The 19,309-nt window shown below is 68.5% G+C and carries 20 protein-coding genes and 1 tRNA gene; 11 read left to right on the top strand and 10 right to left on the bottom strand.

The window, feature by feature from the left end; genetic code table 11:
* The first annotated feature begins 166 nt into the window (after positions 1 to 166).
* The 3 genes from TSH64_RS05185 (at position 167) to TSH64_RS05195 (ending at position 2,698) form a co-directional block, all read left to right on the top strand.
* Positions 167 to 1,054 (top strand): MBL fold metallo-hydrolase, encoded by an 888-nt coding sequence (locus TSH64_RS05185; protein WP_109452309.1) that lies wholly within the window; start codon positions 167 to 169, stop codon positions 1,052 to 1,054.
* A gap of 203 nt (positions 1,055 to 1,257) precedes the next feature.
* On the top strand, positions 1,258 to 2,076 hold the full coding sequence (locus tag TSH64_RS05190) for a DUF882 domain-containing protein (RefSeq protein WP_247872764.1): 819 nt from the start codon (positions 1,258 to 1,260) through the stop codon (positions 2,074 to 2,076).
* Between the two features lie 40 nt (positions 2,077 to 2,116).
* Positions 2,117 to 2,698, top strand: coding sequence for a histidine phosphatase family protein (locus TSH64_RS05195; protein WP_109095848.1), 582 nt, complete (start codon positions 2,117 to 2,119; stop codon positions 2,696 to 2,698).
* Positions 2,699 to 2,755: 57 nt separating this feature from the next.
* Here TSH64_RS05195 and xth read toward each other — a convergent pair whose 3' ends face one another.
* Positions 2,756 to 3,550: an exodeoxyribonuclease III gene (xth, locus tag TSH64_RS05200; protein ID WP_109095849.1), complete on the bottom strand. Its 795-nt coding sequence runs from the start codon at positions 3,548 to 3,550 to the stop codon at positions 2,756 to 2,758.
* Positions 3,551 to 3,560: 10 nt separating this feature from the next.
* On the bottom strand, positions 3,561 to 4,244 hold the full coding sequence (locus tag TSH64_RS05205) for a fumarylacetoacetate hydrolase family protein (RefSeq protein WP_109095850.1): 684 nt from the start codon (positions 4,242 to 4,244) through the stop codon (positions 3,561 to 3,563).
* A 410-nt stretch (positions 4,245 to 4,654) separates the two neighbouring features.
* Between TSH64_RS05205 and TSH64_RS05210 the strand changes: the two genes are divergently transcribed.
* A complete protein-coding gene (locus tag TSH64_RS05210) occupies positions 4,655 to 5,149 on the top strand; it encodes a MarR family transcriptional regulator (protein WP_244560711.1) in 495 nt (164 codons plus the stop codon).
* Positions 5,150 to 5,350: 201 nt separating this feature from the next.
* Here TSH64_RS05210 and TSH64_RS05215 read toward each other — a convergent pair.
* Both TSH64_RS05215 and TSH64_RS05220 read right to left on the bottom strand, forming a co-directional pair.
* Positions 5,351 to 5,441, bottom strand: a tRNA-Ser gene (locus tag TSH64_RS05215).
* 96 nt (positions 5,442 to 5,537) lie between these two features.
* A complete protein-coding gene (locus tag TSH64_RS05220) occupies positions 5,538 to 6,332 on the bottom strand; it encodes an alpha/beta hydrolase (RefSeq protein ID WP_109095851.1) in 795 nt (264 codons plus the stop codon).
* A gap of 115 nt (positions 6,333 to 6,447) precedes the next feature.
* Here TSH64_RS05220 and TSH64_RS05225 point away from each other — a divergent pair, with 115 nt between their 5' ends.
* Both TSH64_RS05225 and TSH64_RS05230 read left to right on the top strand, forming a co-directional pair.
* The gene (locus tag TSH64_RS05225; RefSeq protein WP_109095852.1) at positions 6,448 to 7,698 is read left to right on the top strand and encodes a glycosyltransferase family 4 protein; all 1,251 of its coding nucleotides are present in this window, start codon (positions 6,448 to 6,450) and stop codon (positions 7,696 to 7,698) included.
* A gap of 56 nt (positions 7,699 to 7,754) precedes the next feature.
* Positions 7,755 to 8,633 (top strand): TIGR01459 family HAD-type hydrolase, encoded by an 879-nt coding sequence (locus TSH64_RS05230; RefSeq protein ID WP_109095853.1) that lies wholly within the window; start codon positions 7,755 to 7,757, stop codon positions 8,631 to 8,633.
* A gap of 64 nt (positions 8,634 to 8,697) precedes the next feature.
* Here the strand turns inward: TSH64_RS05230 and TSH64_RS05235 are convergent, their stop codons facing one another.
* Positions 8,698 to 9,015, bottom strand: coding sequence for a ribbon-helix-helix domain-containing protein (locus TSH64_RS05235; RefSeq protein ID WP_109095854.1), 318 nt, complete (start codon positions 9,013 to 9,015; stop codon positions 8,698 to 8,700).
* Between the two features lie 353 nt (positions 9,016 to 9,368).
* Here TSH64_RS05235 and TSH64_RS05240 point away from each other — a divergent pair, with 353 nt between their 5' ends.
* The 4 genes from TSH64_RS05240 (at position 9,369) to TSH64_RS05255 (ending at position 13,410) form a co-directional block, all read left to right on the top strand.
* On the top strand, positions 9,369 to 10,511 hold the full coding sequence (locus tag TSH64_RS05240; RefSeq protein ID WP_247872765.1) for a hypothetical protein: 1,143 nt from the start codon (positions 9,369 to 9,371) through the stop codon (positions 10,509 to 10,511).
* Positions 10,512 to 10,521: 10 nt separating this feature from the next.
* A complete protein-coding gene (locus tag TSH64_RS05245) occupies positions 10,522 to 11,517 on the top strand; it encodes an SH3 domain-containing protein (protein WP_109095856.1) in 996 nt (331 codons plus the stop codon).
* A 252-nt stretch (positions 11,518 to 11,769) separates the two neighbouring features.
* Positions 11,770 to 12,036 carry a hypothetical protein gene (locus tag TSH64_RS05250; RefSeq protein ID WP_063633438.1) on the top strand — a complete coding sequence of 89 codons (267 nt, stop codon included), beginning with the start codon at positions 11,770 to 11,772 and terminating at the stop codon, positions 12,034 to 12,036.
* Positions 12,037 to 12,189: 153 nt separating this feature from the next.
* Positions 12,190 to 13,410, top strand: a complete 1,221-nt coding sequence (locus TSH64_RS05255; RefSeq protein WP_199237756.1) for a TIGR03862 family flavoprotein — start codon at positions 12,190 to 12,192, stop codon at positions 13,408 to 13,410.
* A gap of 37 nt (positions 13,411 to 13,447) precedes the next feature.
* Here the strand turns inward: TSH64_RS05255 and TSH64_RS35595 are convergent, their stop codons facing one another.
* Complete coding sequence (locus TSH64_RS35595) at positions 13,448 to 13,672, bottom strand: type II toxin-antitoxin system CcdA family antitoxin (protein ID WP_158285344.1); 225 nt, start codon at positions 13,670 to 13,672, stop codon at positions 13,448 to 13,450.
* 317 nt (positions 13,673 to 13,989) lie between these two features.
* Complete coding sequence (gene ahcY / locus TSH64_RS05265; RefSeq protein WP_109452311.1) at positions 13,990 to 15,288, bottom strand: adenosylhomocysteinase; 1,299 nt, start codon at positions 15,286 to 15,288, stop codon at positions 13,990 to 13,992.
* Positions 15,289 to 15,520: 232 nt separating this feature from the next.
* Here ahcY and TSH64_RS05270 point away from each other — a divergent pair, with 232 nt between their 5' ends.
* Positions 15,521 to 16,612: a PA0069 family radical SAM protein gene (locus TSH64_RS05270; RefSeq protein WP_109095858.1), complete on the top strand. Its 1,092-nt coding sequence runs from the start codon at positions 15,521 to 15,523 to the stop codon at positions 16,610 to 16,612.
* A gap of 50 nt (positions 16,613 to 16,662) precedes the next feature.
* Here the strand turns inward: TSH64_RS05270 and TSH64_RS05275 are convergent, their stop codons facing one another.
* The 3 genes from TSH64_RS05275 to TSH64_RS05285 form a co-directional block, all read right to left on the bottom strand.
* Positions 16,663 to 17,343, bottom strand: coding sequence for a hypothetical protein (locus TSH64_RS05275; protein WP_109095859.1), 681 nt, complete (start codon positions 17,341 to 17,343; stop codon positions 16,663 to 16,665).
* 276 nt (positions 17,344 to 17,619) lie between these two features.
* Positions 17,620 to 17,889 (bottom strand): hypothetical protein, encoded by a 270-nt coding sequence (locus tag TSH64_RS05280; protein ID WP_109095860.1) that lies wholly within the window; start codon positions 17,887 to 17,889, stop codon positions 17,620 to 17,622.
* Positions 17,890 to 17,994: 105 nt separating this feature from the next.
* Positions 17,995 to 19,308, bottom strand: coding sequence for an MFS transporter (locus tag TSH64_RS05285; RefSeq protein ID WP_247872766.1), 1,314 nt, complete (start codon positions 19,306 to 19,308; stop codon positions 17,995 to 17,997).
* Position 19,309: the final 1 nt, after the last annotated feature.

The following is a 19,309-nucleotide window of genomic DNA, read 5'->3' on the forward strand; positions in this document are numbered from 1 at the left end:
CTACCACATCTTATGGGTTTGGACAGATGCCCTTCGTAGGGTGGCGACTCGCGACACGCCGCGTTCGAAAGCCTTGGCCGCCATCCGTGGGAGTCGCCCGGAAGAGAATAAGGGCGGGAGAGATTTACTAGACTTGGACAAGCTTGGCAGCCACGATGGCGCCGTCATGACCGTTCGTTCCACCATCAATCCCGCCCAACCGCCAGCCCAGGACGGGGCTGGCGGCGTTTCCCCCTTTGTCATGCGCTTCTGGGGAGTGCGCGGCAGCATCGCATCGCCCGGCCCGGCAACCGTGCGCTATGGCGGCAACACCGCCTGCATCGAGGTTCGCTGCGGCGGCACCCACATCGTCTTCGATTGCGGCACCGGCATCCGGCCTCTGGGCGAGTCGCTGTCGCGCGACGGCGGGCCGGTGAACATCGACCTGCTGCTGACCCACAGCCATCTCGACCACATCAGCGGCCTGCCCTTCTTCGCCCCGGCCTTCGATCCGGCCAGCCGGATTCGGCTGTGGGCCGGCCATCTGCCGCCGGAGCGGCCCTTCCGCACCGTGCTGGCCGACATGATGACGGCACCGCTTTTCCCGGTGCCGGTCGAGATCTTCCGCGCCGACTGCCAGTTCCGCGATTTCCAGGCTGGGCAGACGCTGGAGCTGGCGCCGGATGTCGTGGTGCGCACCTGCCGCCTCAATCATCCCGACGGCGCCACCGGTTACCGGGTGGATCATGGTGGCCGCAGCCTGTGCATCCTGACCGACACCGAGCATCCGGCCGAGGGCCGCGATCCGGTGATCCTGGACCTGCTGCGCGGTGCCGATGTGATGGTGTATGACAGCACCTACACCGATGCCGAATATCCGTCGCGCGTTGGCTGGGGCCATTCAACCTGGCAGGAATGCCTGCGGCTGGCCGAGGCCGCCGGAGTCGGCCGCGCGGTGATCTTCCACCACGATCCCGCCCGCACCGACGACGCGCTGGACGTCATCGCGGCGGAGGCGGAGGCAATGCGCCCCGGTTCGCTGGTCGCCCGCGAAGGGATGGAACTGTCCCTGTAAAAACCGGCAGGCTTCTTACCGATTGAATCCCCGACAATTGGATCTACTGACCAAAAGCGCTTGTGCGTGTTCAATGCGCCACAGGTTGCTTTGTCACACTGGCCTCCTGTGACAATCTTGGTATTAGATCGGTGTGCAACCCCGCCTGGATTGGGGCGGGCGGGGTCGTTGAAACGTGCAAAGCTCGGGGGAAAGCGATGCGCATGACCGGTCGTGCCTTGGGGATGCTTGCCGTGCTGACCGTCGCGACGCAGCTTGGCGGCTGCGCCACCGCACCACCGCTGGAAAGCGCGAAGCTGGATGGCGCCCCGCGCGGCGTGGTGCTGCACCACCCCGCCAGCGGCGAGACGACCTCCGTCACCTACTGGCGCCCCGGCGACGGATACGATCCGGCCGCCATGCGCGAGATCGCCGTCCTGTTCCGCGACCGCCGCAGCGACGAGGTGATCCCGGTCGATCCCGCCCTGGTCGACATGCTGGTGGAACTGCGCCAGCGCGTCGGCGCTCCGCCTGAGTCGCCGATCCGCATCACATCGGGCTACCGGTCGAGCGCCAGCAACGCCAGCCTCGCCCGCACCAACCCGAACGTCGCCGAGAACTCCTACCACATGCGCGGACAGGCGGCCGACTTCTCCATCGCCGGCATCCCGCCATCGCGTCTGGCGGAGGAGGCGGCGGCGATGCAGCGCGGCGGCTACGCGATGTACGCCCACACCGGCCATGTCCATGTCGACACCGGCCCCTTCCGCACCTGGACGCCGAAGACCGGCGAACCGCGCGCGCCGCAGATCCTGGAGGCGCAGGCCCGTGCCCGCGCCAAGTCCCAGGCGCTGGCCCAGAAGAGCAGCGGCAAAGGCCGCGTCCAACTGGCCGATGCGGGGGCCAAAGCGGGCAAGCCTCCGGCCAAGCCGACCAAGGCTCCGGGGAAATCGGCCGCCCTCGCGCCGCCCGATCTGTCGCGCGTCCGCGTTGCCCTGGCCCAGGTAAAGGAAATGCCGGTGCAGAAGACGGTGAAGCGCTAGACTGCCGGCGCCTCCCCATCACCCGCGTCCCGGTACCGTCATGACCACCCTGCTGATCCTCCGCCACGGCCCGACCTCCTGGAACGCCGAAGGGCGCATCCAGGGCAGCATCGACGAGCCGCTGTCCGACGCCGGCCGCGCACGGGTCGCCCGCTACCGTCTGCCGCCCGAGTCGGCCGGACTGCGCTGGGTCGCCAGCCCGAAGCGCCGCGCCTGGGAAACCGCCCTGCTGCTCGGGCTCGATCCCAGGCCGGAACCGCGGATCGTCGAGATGGATTGGGGCGAGTGGGAAGGCCAGCGCACCGAGGATCTGCGCGCCGACGGCCGCATGCCGGCCCGCCACGACCGGCTGGGGCTGGACTTCAAGGCACCCGGCGGTGAAAGCCCGCGCGAGGTGCAGGCCCGCTTGCGCTCCTGGCTCGCCGATCTGGCGGCGGAGGGTCATCCGACCGGTGCCGTCGCACACAACGGCATCCTGCGCGCACTCTATGCGCTCGCCACCGGCTGGGACATGCGCGACGACCCGCCGGAGGAACTGCGCAACGGCTGCGCCCACAGGTTCCGGCTGACCAGGGACGGCACGCCGGAACTGCTGCGGTTGAACATCGGCCTGCTCAAGTAAGGCTTTACCGGAGCGAGGGGGTGCGACCGCCCCCTCCCCCCGTCAGGCAGTCAGCCATCAGACATTTAGATCGACGATCACCGGCACATGGTCCGACGGCTTGGGTTCCCAGCCGCGGGCATCGCGCAGCACCTTGATGCCTTTCAGCGCGCCTTCGAGCGGCGGCGTCACCCAGATATGGTCAAGGCGCCGGCCACGGTTGGAGGCGGCCCAGTCCTTCGCCCGGTAGCTCCACCAGGTGTAGAGCTTCTCCTCCGGCGGAACGAAGCGGCGCAGGGCGTCGACCCAGCCGGCCGAGGCCTGCATCGCCGCCAGCTTCTCGACCTCGATGGGCGTGTGGGAGACCACGGACAGCAATTCCTTGTGGCTCCAGACATCCTGCTCCAGGGGCGCGATGTTCAGGTCGCCGACCAGCACCATCGGACGGTCGGGTGTCCGTTCCGTGCTGAGCCAGTGGGTCATCTCGTCGAGGAACTGGAGCTTGTGGGCGAACTTGTCGTTCACCGCCGGGTCAGGGATGTCGCCGCCCGCCGGGATATAGACGCTGTGCAGCTCGATCCCGCCAGGCAGATGGGCCAGCGCGTGGCGGCAGTCCTGCTTGCCGCACCAATGCTGGACATCGTGCGAAGAGAAGGGCAGGCGCGACAGGATGGCGACGCCGTTGTAGCTCTTCATCCCGTGGATGTGGGCATGGACATAGCCGCGCTCCGCCAGCGGGGCGAGCGGGAAGTCGGCGTCCACCACCTTGGTTTCCTGCAGGCAGATCACGTCCGGCTGCTCCTCCTCCATCAGGCGGAGGAGGAGGTCCAGACGCATGCGGACCGAATTGATGTTCCAGGTCGCGATGCGCATCGGCGGCGGCTCAGGCGATGGTCAGGGTCAGGGTGCCGACGCCCTCGACCGCACCGGTCAGCACGTCGCCAGCCACCACCGCACCGACGCCCTCCGGCGTGCCGGTGTAGATCAGGTCGCCCGGCTGCAGTTCGACCAGCCCGGACAGGTAGGAGATCGTCTCCGCCACCGACCAGATCAGGTCGGACAGGTCCCCCTTCTGCCGCGGCTCGCCGTTCACCTGCAAGGTGACGCCCCCCTTGGCCGGGTGGCCGATGTCGGCGACAGTGCGGATTGCGGAGCAGGGAGCCGACTGGTCGAAGCCCTTGCCCATGTCCCAGGGCTTGCCTTCCTTCTTGGCGGCGTTCTGCAGGTCGCGCCGGGTCATGTCGAGCCCGACGGCATAGCCGAACACATGCTCCAGCGCGCGGTCGACCGGGATGTCGCGGCCGCCGGTGCCAATCGCCACCACCAGCTCGATCTCGTGATGCAGGTTGGCGGTCTTCGGGGGATAGGGGATGGTGGCGCCGTCGGCGACGATGGCATCGGCCGGCTTCATGAAGAAGAAGGGCGGCTCGCGGTCGGGATCGGCGCCCATTTCGCGCGCATGGGCGGCATAGTTGCGGCCGACGCAGTAGATACGCCGCACCGGGAACGGATCGCCGCCCGTGACGGGGACGGCCGGCTGGGACCACAGGGGAATGGCGAAGGCCATGGCATCGGCTCTCTGGTTGGGACACTGTCGAACAGCTAACCCGAAAGCCGCCAACGGACCAAGCGCCCAACCATCCGCCCTGCCCTGCAAAGCACTTCAGCGTACCAGGGCGAGGTTCAGGGGGCCGGCTGGAAACGAAGACGCCCGGTCTGGGGGGGACCGGGCGTCGGAAGCTCCGATTCGGGAACCCGCGCGCGGCAGGGGAAACCGCAGGACGGGCGATCGGCGTCGAATCGGCGTCGATCACTTCTTGACTCTTCAAGATGGAATTTGTGCGCCCGCCCACCAATACGCTATGCGCATATCTGGTATGCATAGCCTATCGTCTGCTCAGTTCTTGCTGACAAACGAGAGCCATGCCCGCATTTTATCCGTTCATCCGATAATTCATCCAAAATATGGCATCCACGGTGACTGACAACGAGCGTTCCACCCCCGCCGACCGGCGGTCGCGTCTGCGGCCCGGAAAGAACGGCAAGCTTGCCCTCGGCCCCCTTCCCGAGCTTGTGGGTTACAACCTGCGCAAGGCTCAGGTCGCGGTGTTCCAGAGCTTCCAGAACGCGGTCGCTCCGCATGACATCACGCCCGGCCAGTTCGGCGTGCTGATCATGATCCGGGAGAATGAAGGCCTGTCGCAGTCCGATCTGGGCACGGCGGTCGGCATCGACCGGTCGACGATGGTCGCCGTGATCGACAGGCTCGAGTCGCGCGGCCTCGTCGTCCGCGCCCCGTCGCCCAACGATCGCCGCTCCTACGCGCTGCGCCTGTCGCCGGAAGGCCAGACGCTGATGGACGACCTGATCCCGCGTGTCCAGGCTCATGACCAGGGCATGGTCAAGGACCTGTCCCCGGAAGAGCAGGCGCAGTTCATCGACTTCCTGCGCCGCGTGTCGCGGTCGAAGTAGGGGGAACTCCCCCTTTCGTTCCAGGCACCGGAAACGACTCACAGCCCGCCCCGCACCGGCAATCGCCAGGTGCGGGGCGGGCTTTTCTATTTTGGGTTCGCTGGATCACGGCTGCGGACGGTTCACTGAAGAGCAGCGCAAAACGAAAAAGGCTCAGCTTGTCAGCTGAGCCTTTTTTGCGGGTTCAACCCGGAAACTTAGTGGCGGAGGGAGAGGGATTCGAACCCTCGATACGCTTTTGACGTATACACACTTTCCAGGCGTGCGCCTTCAACCACTCGGCCACCCCTCCGCAGAGGCCCGCGTTATAGCCAGAGGTTCGCGGGGATGCAAGCCTCTGTTTCGCGCGGACGATGTTTTTTTGGCGGCACGCCGAACCGCTCCGATTTCATCCGCCGAACTCGTCCACCAGGGCGCAGACGCTGCGGCACAGCAGATCCAGATCCTGGGGACGGGAGAGGCGGTGGTCACCGTCCTTCACCAGCGTGACACGGACATCGTCGCCGGTCAGCGCCTCTGCGATCCTCAGGCTGAACTGCCATGGAACGTCAGGGTCGCGCTGGCCGTGCAGCAGGCGGACGGGGCCGTCGAAGGCGATGGGACCGCGCAGCAGCAGATGGGTGCGGCCGTCCTCGATCAGGGCGCGGGTGATCGGCTGCGGCTCGGGACCGTAGTCCGACGGGCGGTTCCAGACGCCCACCTCCATGATCCGCTGGCGGATGTCGGCGTCGAAGATGTCCCACATCAGGTCTTCGGTGAAATCGGGGGCCGGCGCGATGCCGACCAATCCGGCGACCCGCTCCGGCCGGCGGAGCGCAGTCAGCAGCATCATCCAGCCCCCCATTGACGAGCCGACCAGGATCTGCGGCCCGGTCGTCACCTCGTCCAGCACCGCAAGCGCATCGTCGGCCCACAGGCCGATGGTACCGTCGGCGAACCGCCCGCTGGAAGCGCCGTGGCCCTGGTAGTCGAAGCGGGTGAAGGACAGGCCGCGCGCCACCGCCCAGGCTTCCAGGGCCGTTGCCTTGCCACCGGTCATGTCGGACATGAAGCCGCCAAGGAACATCACGCCCGGCTTGCCCCGCCCGGACGGGCCGGCAGGGGTGTGGTGATAGGCTATGGTCGCGGCACCGCGCGTTAGGCTATGGTGCGCGCCGCCCGGTTGGGCTGCGGTTTCGGTCATACGGTCACCTTCGACAACGGACACCGGCACGCGGTCGGGCACCGGGCTCGATGGGGCGCCGGCTTGCCGGGCCCCGCGGCCGGTCCCGGGCCGCCCCTTGCGAGCAGCCGGCATCATGGATTTCGACCCCCACCTTACCACCGACCATTCCCCACGCAACGCAGACGCCCATCAGGACGCTTCCGCCGGCCCTTGGCCAGACCATTGGCCGGGCGGGCGGGCGCCGACGGTGCTGCAGGTGGTGCCGACGCTGGTCACCGGCGGGGCGGAGCGCGGCTGCATCGACATGGCACTCGCCCTGCAGACCGCCGGTGGCACGCCCCTGGTGGCGTCGCAGGGCGGCCCGATGGTGCGGGAGTTGGACCGCGCCCGCATCGCCCATCTGACGCTGCCGCTGGCCTCCAAGAACCCGCTGACCATCCGCCGCAACGCCCGCCGGCTGGCCGCCATCATCCGCGAGCACAAGGTGGACATAGTCCATGCCCGCTCCCGCGCGCCGGCCTGGAGTGCGTGGCTGGCCTGCCGCGAGACGGGTGCGCGCTACATGACGACCTTCCACGCGCCCTACAATTTCGGTTCGGGGCCGGTCGGCGGGCGGCTGAAGCGCTGGTACAATTCGGTGATGGCACGCGGCGAGCGGGTGATCGCCATCTCCGGCTTCATCCGCGACCATGTGCTGGGCAACTACCCGGTCGATCCGCAGCGGGTGCGCGTCATCCACCGCGGTATCGACCGCGGCGTCTTCGCCCCCGACCGGGTCAGCCCGGCGCGGCTGGTGACGCTCGCCAAGCAGTGGAACCTGCCGGACGACCGGCCGGTGATTTTGCTGCCCGGACGGCTGACCCGCTGGAAGGGCCAGATCGTGCTGATCGACGCGCTGGCCAAGCTGGGACGCAAGGATGTGCTGGCCCTGCTGGTCGGCTCCGACCAGGGGCGCACCGGCTACCGGGAAGAGCTGGAGAACCGCATCGCCAATGCCGGCCTGCGCGGCGTGGTGAGGATGACCGACCATTGCAGCGACATGGCCGCGGCCTACCTGCTGTCGACCGTGGTCGTCTCCGCCTCGCGCGAGCCGGAAGCCTTCGGGCGGGTGATCGTCGAGGCGCAGGCAATGGGCAAGCCGGTGGTCGTATCGGCCATCGGCGCCTATCAGGAGACCGTCGTCCCCGGCGAAACCGCCTGGGTGGTGCCGCCGGACGATCCCGACGCGCTGGCCCGGGCGCTGGAGGAGGCGCTGTCGCTGACGCCGGAGCAACGTGACGCCATCGGCGCCCGCGCCATGGCTTTCGTCGCCGACCGCTATACCAAGGACCGCATGTGCGCCGACACGCTGGCGGTTTATGCGGAGTTGCTGCAACCACGCTGAGATCGGCCTGTCGACGCAATCCGATCCTTATCTTCCCATCAAACCGACCGGACACCATGGCAGACATCCGACAGATTTCCGGCATCGCCGAGGTCATCGACCGCTATGACGGGTTCATCCTGGACCTGTGGGGCGTGCTGCATGACGGCGAACAGCCTTATCCCGGCGTGCCCGACTGCCTGGACCGCATGCGCACAGCCGGCAAGACGATTTGCCTGCTGTCCAATGCGCCGCGCCGCACCCACGGCGTGATCGAGAAGCTGGACGGCATGGGGCTGGGGCGCGAGCGCTACCACCATGTCATGACCTCGGGCGAGGCGACCTACGAGGCGCTGCGCCACCGCGACGATCCCTGGCACGCCGCCCTCGGCCGGCGCCTCTACCATATCGGACCGGAGCGCGACATCGATGTCTTCTCCGGGCTCGGCTATCAGGTTGCCGCCACGCCGGAAGAGGCGGATTTCGTCGTCAACACCGGCATCGTCACCTTCGGCGAGACGGTGGCGGACTATCAGCCTCAGCTGGACGCCTGCCTGGCCGCCGGTCTGCCGATGATCTGCGCCAACCCCGATCTGGTGGTGATGGTCGGGCCGATGCTGGTGATCTGCGCCGGTACGCTGGCCGCCCGCTACGAGGAGATGGGCGGCGACGTGCGCCAGCACGGCAAGCCCCATGCCCCCGTCTACGAGCGCTGCTTCAAGCTGCTGGGCATCGCCGACAAGAGCCGCATCCTGGCGGTTGGCGACAGCCTGCGCACCGATGTGGCCGGCGCCAATGCCGCCGGAGTCGACGTTGCGCTGGTCACCGCTGGCATTCACCAGGAGGAACTGGGCGGCGCGGCCTGGGGGGCTGCGGTCGATCCGGTCAACCTGCGCGCCCTGGCCGATGCGTCGGGCCACATGCCGACCTATGCGGTTCCCAGCCTGCGCTGGTGAAACCCGGTGGACGGGAGCGCACCGCCCGCTCCCGTCGCACCTGCCCCTGTCATACCCGATTCCGTCAGTCCAGCGGGACGGCGTCGTCCATCGCCCTGCGCAGCAAAGGCGACTGGCCATCCTCCGAAAAACCGCGCTGACCGATTGCGGTGCGGTAATAGCTGACGATGAAGACGCGGATGGAGGCAGTCAGGTTCGCTTCTCCACGCCGTTCGTCGATCTGGGTACAGATTTCGTTGAGGGTCAGCTGCTCGCGCTCACAGATTTCCTTCAGCGAATCCCAAATGTACGGCTCCATTCTTAAACTGGTTCGGCGGCCGCTCACTTTAACATTGCGGCAGAGCAGCCCCGGTCCGTCTTTACCTCCGCCCGTGCCCTCCATCGGAAACCCCGTTCCCCATCCGTTGCGTGTCCCGATCTCTCGATACGGGGCCAATACATCCATTTGTGTGACCATATTGCAAGTGGCGTGTGGCGTCCAAGTCCAATTCGACCCATGGGTGCGGATTGACGCGACAATCCGGCGCAGGCGGGTATTCCATCCAACCACAGATCGACAGGTTGCCGGGAAAAGCCGCTTCCCTTGTCCGGAACCTTCGCTATACCAGTGCCGGACGGCGGACATTGGACGGCGGACTCGGGGGGGAAGGATCGGCGATGAAGCGACCGGGGAACGGACGATTCGCGGCCCGCATCGCAGCCGGTGCCGGGCCGGGCTTCAGGGCAGGTCCAGGAGTGAGCCTGGGCGCAACTCTCATCGCCAGCTGGGTCGCACTCGGTGCGCCGGTCGAGGGCGCCTGGGCCGCGGAAGCCACCGCCCCCGCCAAGGTTCCCACGGTCGAAACGATCCCCGACTCCCTCCTGCGTGCGCGGATAGAAGCGCTGCTGCCCGCCCCCTGGCGCATCGAGTCGCTGAGCGTCGAAGCACTGCCGGAACCGCACTCTTCGGAACCGCAGGTGGCGGCACGGGTCAGCGCCAAGCTGGTGCTGGGCGGACCGACCTATCTGGTGGACAGCCGTGAAGGGCCGGTGACCTTCCTGCGCCCGGCGGCGGAGGCCGGACTGAGCAAGAGCTGGGTGGCGACGGCGCTCGCCACCCACGGTGCCGGCGGCTGGACGGTGGCGCTGACGCCACAGTCCCCCGGCCTGCTCGACGGCATCGGCAAGCCGGCCGCCGAACTGCCCGGCCGCACGGTCGTTCTGGGCACGCCTGAGGCCAAAAGCCTGCGCGAGCAGCTCGACCGCGACGCCGCCCAGCGGCTGGCCGAGGACAGCGAGCGCCGGCGGCGCGAGGAGGAAAGGCTGGCGCAGCAGACCGCCGCCGCCAAGGCCGAAGCCGCCCGCGCCGAAACGGAGCGCCGGGCGGTCGAAGCCCGCATCGCCCAGGTCGCCGACCTGCGCGGCAAGCTGACCGGCACGGACCGCGCGGCACGGCTGGCCGCCTTTGAAGCGGCGCTGGGTGGCAACGACCCGGCGCTGCGCCAGACGGCGATGGACGCCGCGCTGCAAAGCCGCGACCCGGTGGTCGCCAACCTCGCGCTGAAGGACTGGATCGCCCGCCACCGCGCCGTGCCGGTCCAGCTCTACGCCACCAAGGAGGATCCGAGTTCCGAGGTGGTGGTGCAGAATCTGGGACCGATGACGCTGGAGATCGACGGGTTCAGTCCGGTCAACGGGGCGCTGGCCGGCAAGCTGGGGGCGCCCGGCTACAGCATCGCCCGTTCGTCCAGCATCATCGGCACGCTGGCGCAGACCGAACTGGCGGTGAATTCCTTCGGTTGCGCGCTGACCCTGCGGCTGGCCGAACATCGGACGCTCGACGGGCTGCTGCGCTGCCAGACGCTGCCGACGCTGATCGCCCGCATCACGCTCGACTGAGGAGGGGGCGATGGCTGGAGCGCGGCTGATCGCCTGGATGCGGATCGCGGCACCGGTTCTGCTGCTGGGCGGGCCGTTCGGCTTCCCAGACGGCGCGCTGGCTGACAGCGCGGCCGAACGGCTGACCCCGTCGCCCGCCCCCATCGTCGCCCTCCCCCGCCTGACGCCGGCACAGGCGCTTTCCCCACCCCTGACCCCCGGCGTGGTCTGGGAGCATCCTCCGGAAGCGCCGGGTCCCCTGTCGCCGCCACTCTCGCCGCCGCTCTCGCCGGCCGGCCTGCAACCCGCTCCGCCCCCGGTATCGGCCGCCGCCGCGACGGCGCCCGCCCCCAAGTCCGCGGAGGCACCGCCGGCCATCAAGGCTCCACCGCCGCCGGCGATGAAGCCGCAGGTCGAGACGGCCCCCCAAGCCGTCGCCAAGGAACCGGCTTCACAGGAAGCCCCTGCCAGGCAGCCGTCGGCCGTTCCCGCACACGTTCCAGCACAGCGGCCGATGACCGCCACCGCCGGCATCTATCTGCGGGCGACGCCGGACGCCAAGGGCCGGGTCCTCGACACGGTGGAAAAGGGCGAGCGGGTGACGGCCTTCGGCGCACCGTCCGACGGCTGGCAACGGATCGGCCGAAGCGGCAAGCCGCAGGGCTACGTCACCAGCGCCTATCTGGCCGAAGCCGTGCCCACGCGGACCGCCGGAACCGAGCCCGCGACGGCCGCGAAGCCCGGCCGCTATGCCAAGGCGGACCGCGAGGACCGTGGCTGCGCGCTGCCCGACGACCTGCCCGGACGGGTGCAGCGCCCCAAGCTTTCCGGCGGAACCGTCGCCCGGCTGCGGGCCGCCGGCAACCTGCGGGTCGCCCCGGTCTGCGACGCCAAGGTGCTGGATGTGCTGGAGGCCGGCGAACGCGTCACCGTGCTGGAGGCCGCCGGCGGCTGGTACAAGGTGGGGCGGAAGGGCAAGGCGCTGGGCTATGTCGGCGCTCCCCTGCTGGCCCCGGTCGGGCGCTGAACCGGCACCCCTCCACCCCCCTCTCCATGGCCGGTACGAGGCTACCCGGAAGTACCCGCCCCGGCCCCCCGTGAAGGGGCTTGTTCGGCCGTGAAAAAGGATTCTACAACAAGGGGGAGGCCGAACTTTCGCGGACGAACGGAGCCCCCGACGCGCCCGTTTCCTCCGACGGTTCGGCCACCCCCGCCGGCCATGCGGCGCCGGTCCGGCCGGGCGGGGACGCGAAGCACGACCGGAACGAGGATTCACACGATGTCGACCCAACACAAACAAGCCATGGACGCGGTCCTGCAGGCCGCCGCGCACGACATCGTCGCCACCCTTCAGGAGCGGGACATCACCGACCGCCACAGCGAGGAAGGGGATCTCGTCGTCCTCGACGTCGCCATCCTGCATGCCTACCGCATCTTCATGCGCATCTGCGAGGAGAACGGCCTGGACGTCGATGCCGGCTATTTCGCCGACCTCGCCGCCGATCTGGCAGAGGAAGTGGCCCAGGACCAGGATTACGAGGACTGATCTGCGGCCCCCCGGGCGAACGCACCCGGAGGACTGCCCCAGCGATCCGCGGTCGAACCCCGAATGCCCCCGTCCGTCCCGGCACCGCCATGGAACGGACGGGGGCACTTCCTTTTCCGAAGGCGTTTCCAAGTGCCCCATCCCACACCCGACATGGCCCTTGATGTGGCGATCATCGGCGCCGGCCCCGCCGGGTTGATGGCGGCGGAGATCGCCGCGGCCGCCGGCCTGCGGGTCGCCGTGTTCGACCACACGCCCACACCGGCGCGCAAGCTGCTGCTGGCCGGGCGCGGCGGGCTGAACCTGACCCATTCGGAGCCGCTCGACCGCTTCCTGCCGCGCTATGGCGCCGCCGAGCCGCTGTTCCGCCGCCTGCTGGCCGGCTTCTCGCCCGACGATTTGCGCGGCTGGGCGGCCGGGCTGGGCATCGAGACCTTCGTCGGCAGCAGCGGCCGCGTCTTCCCGGTGCAGATGAAGGCCTCCACCCTGGTGCGCGCCTGGCTGCGGCGGCTGGACGGGCTGGGCGTGACCCTGCACAGCCGCCACCGCTGGACCGGCTGGGACGCGACCGGCGCCCTGACTTTTCTTGGGACTTTCCGCCATGGCGAGGACAGCGTGACCGTCGCCCCGCGCGCCACCCTGCTGGCGCTGGGCGGGGCGAGCTGGCCGCGCACCGGGTCGGACGGCGGCTGGGTTCCGCTGCTGGAGGGGCTGGGGGTCGAGGTCGCGCCGCTGGTTCCCTCCAACATGGGGTTCGAGGTGCCCTGGTCCGATCACCTGCGCGACCGCTTCGCCGGCCAGCCGGTGAAGAGCGTCGGCCTCTCCGCCGCAGGCCGGCGTCTGAAGGGCGAGTTCGTCATCACCGAGACCGGGATCGAAGGCGGCGCCGTCTATGCGCTGAGCGCGCCCTTGCGCGACGCCATCGCCGCGGAGGGCTGGGCGACCCTGACGCTGGACCTGCTGCCGGACATGGCTGAGGCCGAGCTGGTCCGGCGCCTGCGCCGTCGCGGTGCGGAGTCGCTGTCCACCTTCCTGAAGAAGTCGCTGTCCCTGACCGGCCCGCGCGCCGCCCTGCTGCGCGAGTTCGCCCCCGCCGCCGACCTGGCCGACCCGGTGGCGCTGGCCCGCCAGATCAAGGGGCTGTCGATGGTGCTGACCGGCGTCCGTCCCATCGAGCGGGCGATCTCCACGGCCGGCGGCGTCCGTCTGTCGGAACTGGACGAACGGTCGATGCTGACCCGCCGTCCCGGCCTGTTCCTGGCCGGAGAGATGCTGGACTGGGAGGCACCGACCGGCGGCTACCTGTTGCAGGGCTGCTTCGCCATGGGTGTCGCGGCCGGCAAGGGGATGGTGGAGTGGCTGGGGCGGGAGTGAAAGCTTGCAGTCCTGCGAGGTGCAGGCTGGCATCTATTTAGCGGCCTTGAGCGTTTTCGGACATGAACTCCCGGTTCCATTCGTTGGCAAAGCATCCGTGCTTCTCGTCGAATGAGTTCCAGGCTGCCGCAACCTTGCGCCGATGCTCTTGGTCGTCCTCGTGCCGACGACGCTCGTCCCGAACTTCAACAGCCTTCATATTGGGGGCGATGTTTCCGCATCGCTTGGATGCGCATTCATCCATTTTGCCGGCTCGGCTCATAGCGCCCTCCCCGATGACAGGTTGCATGGTGATGCGCATCGGGTGCGGTGGCAAGCTTCGCAGGAAAAAGCGAACGCAGGGAACGGGATACTCCCTCTCCCGCCCCGGGAGAGGGAAGGGGCCCATGGCATCGCCATGGGAAGGGTGAGGGGCTAGGCATGAAGCCATGTGCTTCTGGTTCCTTGCCTTACCCCTCACCCTCCCCGCCTCCGGCGGGTCCCCTCCCTCTCCCGGGGCGGGAGAGGGCAATTTACGTGTACCAAAGAAAAAGGGCCGCCCCACAAGGACGGCCCTTCTTTACTTAACCCCGCAACCGCTTAGTAGCGGTAGTGGTCCGGCTTGTACGGGCCGGCGGTCGGCACGCTGATGTAGGCGGCCTGCTTGTCGGTCAGGGTGGTCAGCTTGGCGCCGATCTTGTCCAGATGCAGGCGGGCGACCTTCTCGTCCAGATGCTTGGGCAGGACGTAGACCTTGTTCTCGTAGTTGGCGGCATTGGTCCACAGCTCGATCTGGGCCAGCACCTGGTTGGTGAAGCTGGCGCTCATCACGAAGCTGGGGTGGCCGGTGGCGCAGCCCAGATTGACCAGACGGCCCTGGGCCAGCACGATCAGGCGCTTGCCGTCGGGGAACACGACCTCGTCGACCTGCGGCTTGACCTCTTCCCAGACCAGATTGCGCAGGGCGTCGATCTGGATCTCGCTGTCGAAGTGGCCGATGTTGCAGACGATGGCGCGGTCCTTCATGGCCCGCATGTGGTCGATCGTGATGACGTCGACGTTGCCGGTGGCGGTGACGAAGATGTCGCCCTGCGGAGCGGCATCCTCCATCGTCACGACCTGATAGCCTTCCATCGCCGCCTGGAGCGCGTTGATCGGGTCGATCTCCGTCACCAGGACGCGCGCACCCTGCGAACGCAGGCTGGCGGCCGAGCCCTTGCCCACGTCGCCATAGCCGGCGACCACGGCGACCTTGCCGGCGACCATGACGTCGGTGGCGCGCTTGATGCCGTCGACCAGCGACTCGCGGCAGCCATAGAGGTTGTCGAACTTCGACTTGGTGACGCTGTCGTTCACGTTGATGGCCGGAACCTTCAGCGTGCCCTTCTTCATCATCTCATAGAGACGATGGACGCCGGTGGTGGTCTCCTCCGACAGGCCGCGGACGCCGTCCAGCATCTCCGGATACTTGTCGTGCATGATCTGGGTGACGTCGCCGCCATCGTCCAGGATCATGTTCGGGGTCCAGCCATCCGGGCCGCGCAGCGTCTGCTCGATGCACCACCAGAACTCCTCCTCCGTCTCGCCCTTCCAGGCGAAGACCGGGATGCCGGCGGCGGCGATGGCGGCGGCGGCCTGGTCCTGGGTCGAGAAGATGTTGCAGGAGGACCAGCGCACGGTGGCGCCGAGTGCCGTCAGCGTCTCGATCAGCACGGCGGTCTGGATGGTCATGTGCAGGCAGCCGACGATGCGGGCACCGGCCAGCGGCTTGGAGGCGCCGAATTCCGACCGCAGGGCCATCAGGCCCGGCATCTCGGTCTCGGCGATGGTGATCTCCTTGCGGCCCCAGTTCGCGAGGCTGATGTCCTTGACCTTGTAGTCCGTGAATTCGGCGGCCATGAGGGATGACTCCTGGTGGGCGGTGACGGTCGGGCAGCGGAATTCCAGGCGCGCCGGATCCCCGGCCCTGCCGCTGTCATTGGCCATGGATGTATCAGCGCTCCCGGAACCATGCAAGCATAAAGATATCTTTATGTTTGTTCGGTGGCGGAAGCAATGACGGCGCCAAGCGATATGGCCAAACCGCGTTTGTTCGCTTTACGTTCCATTTCGCCCCGTCTAAGCTGCCGGTATGGACGAGATACGGCGATCCCCGATCAAAGGCCGCGGGGCGGTCAGCAACGCCACCGGGCGGTTCGAGCGCGAGACCCGCGTCCTGACCGACGACGGCTGGACCGGCTATGCCGAGAGCGGCAACGAGGCGCTGTCCGACCCGGTCCGCACCAGCGTCTCGCCGGCCTCGGCCAAGTCGATCATCGCCAGCAACCAGTCGCCCGACATCCCGTTCGACCGTTCGCTGAACCCGTACCAGGGCTGCGAGCATGCCTGCATCTACTGCTTCGCCCGGCCGACCCATGCGTATCTCGGCCTGTCGCCGGGGCTGGATTTCGAGACCAAGCTGTTCGCCAAACGCAACGCGGCGGAGCTGCTGGCCAAGGAGTTGCGGGCGAAATCCTATGTCTGCCAGCCGCTGGCGCTGGGGGCGAACACCGATCCCTACCAGCCCATCGAGCGGACGGAGGGCATCACCCGACGGGTGCTGGAGGTCTGCCGCGACTTCAACCAGCCGGTCAGCATCATCACCAAGTCGGCGCTGGTCCTGCGCGACCTCGACATATTGGCGCCGATGGCCGCGCAGGGGCTGGCATCGGTCGCGGTCTCGGTCACGACGCTGGACCGCGATCTCGCCCGGACGATGGAGCCGCGGGCCAGCACCCCGCCGCGCCGGCTGGAGGCGATCCGCGCCCTGTCGGAGGCTGGCGTGCCGGTGGCGGTCCTCGCCAGCCCGATGATCCCGGCGCTCAACGACCATGAGCTGGAAGCCATCCTGGAGGCGGCGGCCGGCGCCGGGGCAACCACCGCCAACTATATCCTGCTGCGCCTGCCGCTGGAGATCGCCGACCTGTTCGAGGAATGGCTGCGCGTCCATGCCCCCAACCGCGCCGACCGCGTGCTGAGCCTGATACGGCAGAGCCGCGACGGCGCGCTCTACCGCTCCGGCTTCGGCACACGGATGAAGGGCACCGGCCCCTATGCCGAGCTGCTGCGCCACCGCTTCAAGCTGGCCTGCCGGAAGCAGGGGCTGGGCGGCCGGAGCTGGCAGCTCGATTGCAGCCGTTTCCGGGTGCCGCCGGCGGTGGGGGACCAGCTGTCGCTTCTGTGAGGGGATGGAACGGCGTGGAACAGGGAGGCGGGCGATGTTGCATCCCCCGCCTACCGGCGCCAGGAGAAGGGACCGGCGGCGCGGCGGCTCACCGGGCCGGGGTTGAGGTTGGGATACTCTTCATACTGGTTGAGGGTGTAGGGGAAGACGCCCTTCGGTCCCGCCGCCTCCGGCTGGGCCAGGACGGCGGCGACCAGGGCCGGGCTGGGCGGGGTGCGCTCGCGCAGGTCGCCGGGGATGTCATCGTCGAGTTCGGGGACGGTGACGGCGGGCGGGTCTTCCGGTTTCGGGGCGGGACGGGGGGCAGGCCTGGGAGCGGAGTCGCGGGCGGGCTGATCGAGGCCGGCGAACAGGCCGAGCCGCTCGGCCAGCCAGCGGACGGTGGCGGGATCGCCCGACGTGACCAGCCGCTCGATCTGCTCGGCCACCAGGATGCGCAGGGAGGAGAGGCGCAGCTCGGCCTCGCGGTTCAGCGCCTGCCGCTCCCACCAGACCCTGTGACGGAAATCCTTGGAGCCGTAATAGGCGCGCCAGAGCGTGGTTCGGCTGCATCCCATGGCGCGCGAGACCTGAAGGAAGCTGTTGCCACGGGCCAGCATGCCGGCGGCCATGATCCACTGTTCCTCATGGAACTGCGAACCGGGGACCAGCGAGCCTTCCGACGGAGTCGGCGGCTCTTCGGCCCAGCGGGGGAAGTTGTCGGTGGTGAAGCTACGGCTGTCGAGGGGCATGGGTCGGCTCCGCAGAAAGGTGGGTCTGCGGGAAGCGTATAAGAATAATTTCCTTTATGGCGGAATTTTTGCAACAGCCGCCAGTACGGAGAGTCGAGGCATCGGGAGCAAGATTCACACGGATTTCACGGATTTAGACACGGATTTCACGGATTTTTCTTGAACTTGGCGACGCTTCGAGTACCTCGACACAGGCCGCTTCGGAACGCCACATCCGTGAAATCCGTGTCGATCTTGCTCACCGACTCCACGGCGTCCCACCCGGACCAACCGCCGTCAGGAGCGGCGGAACATCTTGGTCCAGGGCGTCGGTACGTCCGGGGTCTTCGCCTGATCGGATTTCGACAGGGCCGACAGCGGCAGGCGGCCGGTCGCCAGCATCGCCATCACCAGCGCCGGATGCGCCGGGCCGGAACCGTGCTGGCCTTGGGAGTCGGACTGTTCGGCCTGCTCCGGCCGATTATCCGTGCCGCCATCCGGGCCGGGCTCCTCGTTCAGCGCCTCGTTGATGCGGGCGAAGGCTTCGATGTCTTTGATGTGCAGCATGGTCCGTATCCCTCGGCTTCGACTTTTGTGCGTCGCAGCAAAAACGAAGGTAACAGCTCTGCCCTCGAATGGTCTCATGTGCGGCGCTTTGACACAGGCCCTTTTCTAGCGGGCCGGTTCGCGGACCGCCAGCATAAGCCCGAAGCCGATGGCGAAGAAAGCCAGAACCGTCGCCATGCCGGCGCGCTGGCTGGCGAAGGCCTGGGTCGCCAGACCGAACAGCAGCGGTCCGAAGAAGCCGACGAAGCGGCCGGTCAGCCCATAGAGCCCGAACATCTCCCCCGCCATCCCCGGCGGGGCCAGCCGCGCCATCATCGACCGCCCGGCCGCCTGGGCCGGGCCGAAGAACAGCCCCAACCCCAGCGCGAAGATCCAGAACCACAGCCGCTCGGTCGCCAGCAGCAGCGGCACCGAACAGGCGGTCATGCCGGCCAGCGCGATCAGGATCACCGGCTTGGCCCCCGCCCGGTCGTCCATCCAGGCGAAGCCGATGGCCCCCGCCCCCGCCACCACATTCAGCGCGATGGCGAAGACCAGGATCTCCTCGAAGCTCATGCCGAAGGTCCCGGCGGCGAAGAGGCCGCCGAAGGCGGTGATGGTGTTGATGCCGTCGCGGTAGAAGGCGCTGGCGATCAGGAAGCGCCCGACCTCGCGGTAGCGCCGGGCGTGGCGCAGCGTGGCGAGCAGCGTCGCCACCCCCTCGCGCGCCGCCCGCAGCAGGCCGTGGCCGGTCGCCGGCTCGTCCGGCACCCACAGGAAATAGGGCAGCGCGAACAGCCCGTACCACGCCGCGGCCAGCAGGGCGGTGGCGCGGATGTTGGCCTGCTGGCCCCAGTCGGCCCACTCCATCCCGAACAGGCCGAACAGCGGGGCCGGCGCCTGGACGAAACCGACCAGCGCCAGGACGAGGCAGGTCAGCCCGCCGAAATAGCCGATGCCCCAGCCCCAGCCCGACACCCGGCCGAGCAGGCGGGGCGGCACCAGCCCCGGCAGGGTGGCGTTGTAGAAGACGTTGGCCAGTTCGAAGGCCACGGTGGCGGCCACCACGCAGGCGAGCGCGAAGGCGGCATCGGCCGGATCGGGCCTGACCCACCACAGGGCGGCGGTGAACAGGACGGTGACCAGGGTGAACAGCGCCATCCACGGCTTGCGCCGCCCGGCCCGGTCGGCGACGGCGCCCAGCACCGGGCTGAGCAGCGCGATGGCGACGCCGGCCACCGTCATCGCCGCACTCCACCTTGCGGTGCCCTCGACCGGGTCGCCGACGACGCCGCGGGCGAAATAGACCGAGAAGACGAAGGTGGTGATGATGGTGTTGTAGGCCGAATTCGCCCAGTCGTAGAGGCACCAGGAGACGATGGCCCGGCGGGAGGGGATGTCACCGGCGGGACTGTCGCTGGACGGGACGGCTTCGGTCACG

This window comes from Azospirillum sp. TSH64 (genome assembly GCF_003116035.1).
In the GTDB taxonomy this organism is placed as follows: domain Bacteria; phylum Pseudomonadota; class Alphaproteobacteria; order Azospirillales; family Azospirillaceae; genus Azospirillum.

Bases quoted from the DNA above. Each gene is read 5' to 3' on its own strand.
- TSH64_RS05185 (WP_109452309.1), top strand. From the start codon at position 167: ATGACCGTTCGTTCCACCATCAATCCCGCCCAACCGCCAGCCCAGGAC.
- TSH64_RS05190 (WP_247872764.1), top strand. From the start codon at position 1,258: ATGACCGGTCGTGCCTTGGGGATGCTTGCCGTGCTGACCGTCGCGACG.
- TSH64_RS05195 (WP_109095848.1), top strand. From the start codon at position 2,117: ATGACCACCCTGCTGATCCTCCGCCACGGCCCGACCTCCTGGAACGCC.
- xth (WP_109095849.1), bottom strand. From the start codon at position 3,550: ATGCGCATCGCGACCTGGAACATCAATTCGGTCCGCATGCGTCTGGAC.
- TSH64_RS05205 (WP_109095850.1), bottom strand. From the start codon at position 4,244: ATGGCCTTCGCCATTCCCCTGTGGTCCCAGCCGGCCGTCCCCGTCACG.
- TSH64_RS05220 (WP_109095851.1), bottom strand. From the start codon at position 6,332: ATGACCGAAACCGCAGCCCAACCGGGCGGCGCGCACCATAGCCTAACG.
- TSH64_RS05225 (WP_109095852.1), top strand. From the start codon at position 6,448: ATGGATTTCGACCCCCACCTTACCACCGACCATTCCCCACGCAACGCA.
- TSH64_RS05230 (WP_109095853.1), top strand. From the start codon at position 7,755: ATGGCAGACATCCGACAGATTTCCGGCATCGCCGAGGTCATCGACCGC.
- TSH64_RS05235 (WP_109095854.1), bottom strand. From the start codon at position 9,015: ATGGAGGGCACGGGCGGAGGTAAAGACGGACCGGGGCTGCTCTGCCGC.
- TSH64_RS05245 (WP_109095856.1), top strand. From the start codon at position 10,522: ATGGCTGGAGCGCGGCTGATCGCCTGGATGCGGATCGCGGCACCGGTT.
- TSH64_RS05250 (WP_063633438.1), top strand. From the start codon at position 11,770: ATGTCGACCCAACACAAACAAGCCATGGACGCGGTCCTGCAGGCCGCC.
- TSH64_RS05255 (WP_199237756.1), top strand. From the start codon at position 12,190: ATGGCCCTTGATGTGGCGATCATCGGCGCCGGCCCCGCCGGGTTGATG.
- TSH64_RS35595 (WP_158285344.1), bottom strand. From the start codon at position 13,672: ATGAGCCGAGCCGGCAAAATGGATGAATGCGCATCCAAGCGATGCGGA.
- ahcY (WP_109452311.1), bottom strand. From the start codon at position 15,288: ATGGCCGCCGAATTCACGGACTACAAGGTCAAGGACATCAGCCTCGCG.
- TSH64_RS05270 (WP_109095858.1), top strand. From the start codon at position 15,521: ATGGACGAGATACGGCGATCCCCGATCAAAGGCCGCGGGGCGGTCAGC.
- TSH64_RS05275 (WP_109095859.1), bottom strand. From the start codon at position 17,343: ATGCCCCTCGACAGCCGTAGCTTCACCACCGACAACTTCCCCCGCTGG.
- TSH64_RS05280 (WP_109095860.1), bottom strand. From the start codon at position 17,889: ATGCTGCACATCAAAGACATCGAAGCCTTCGCCCGCATCAACGAGGCG.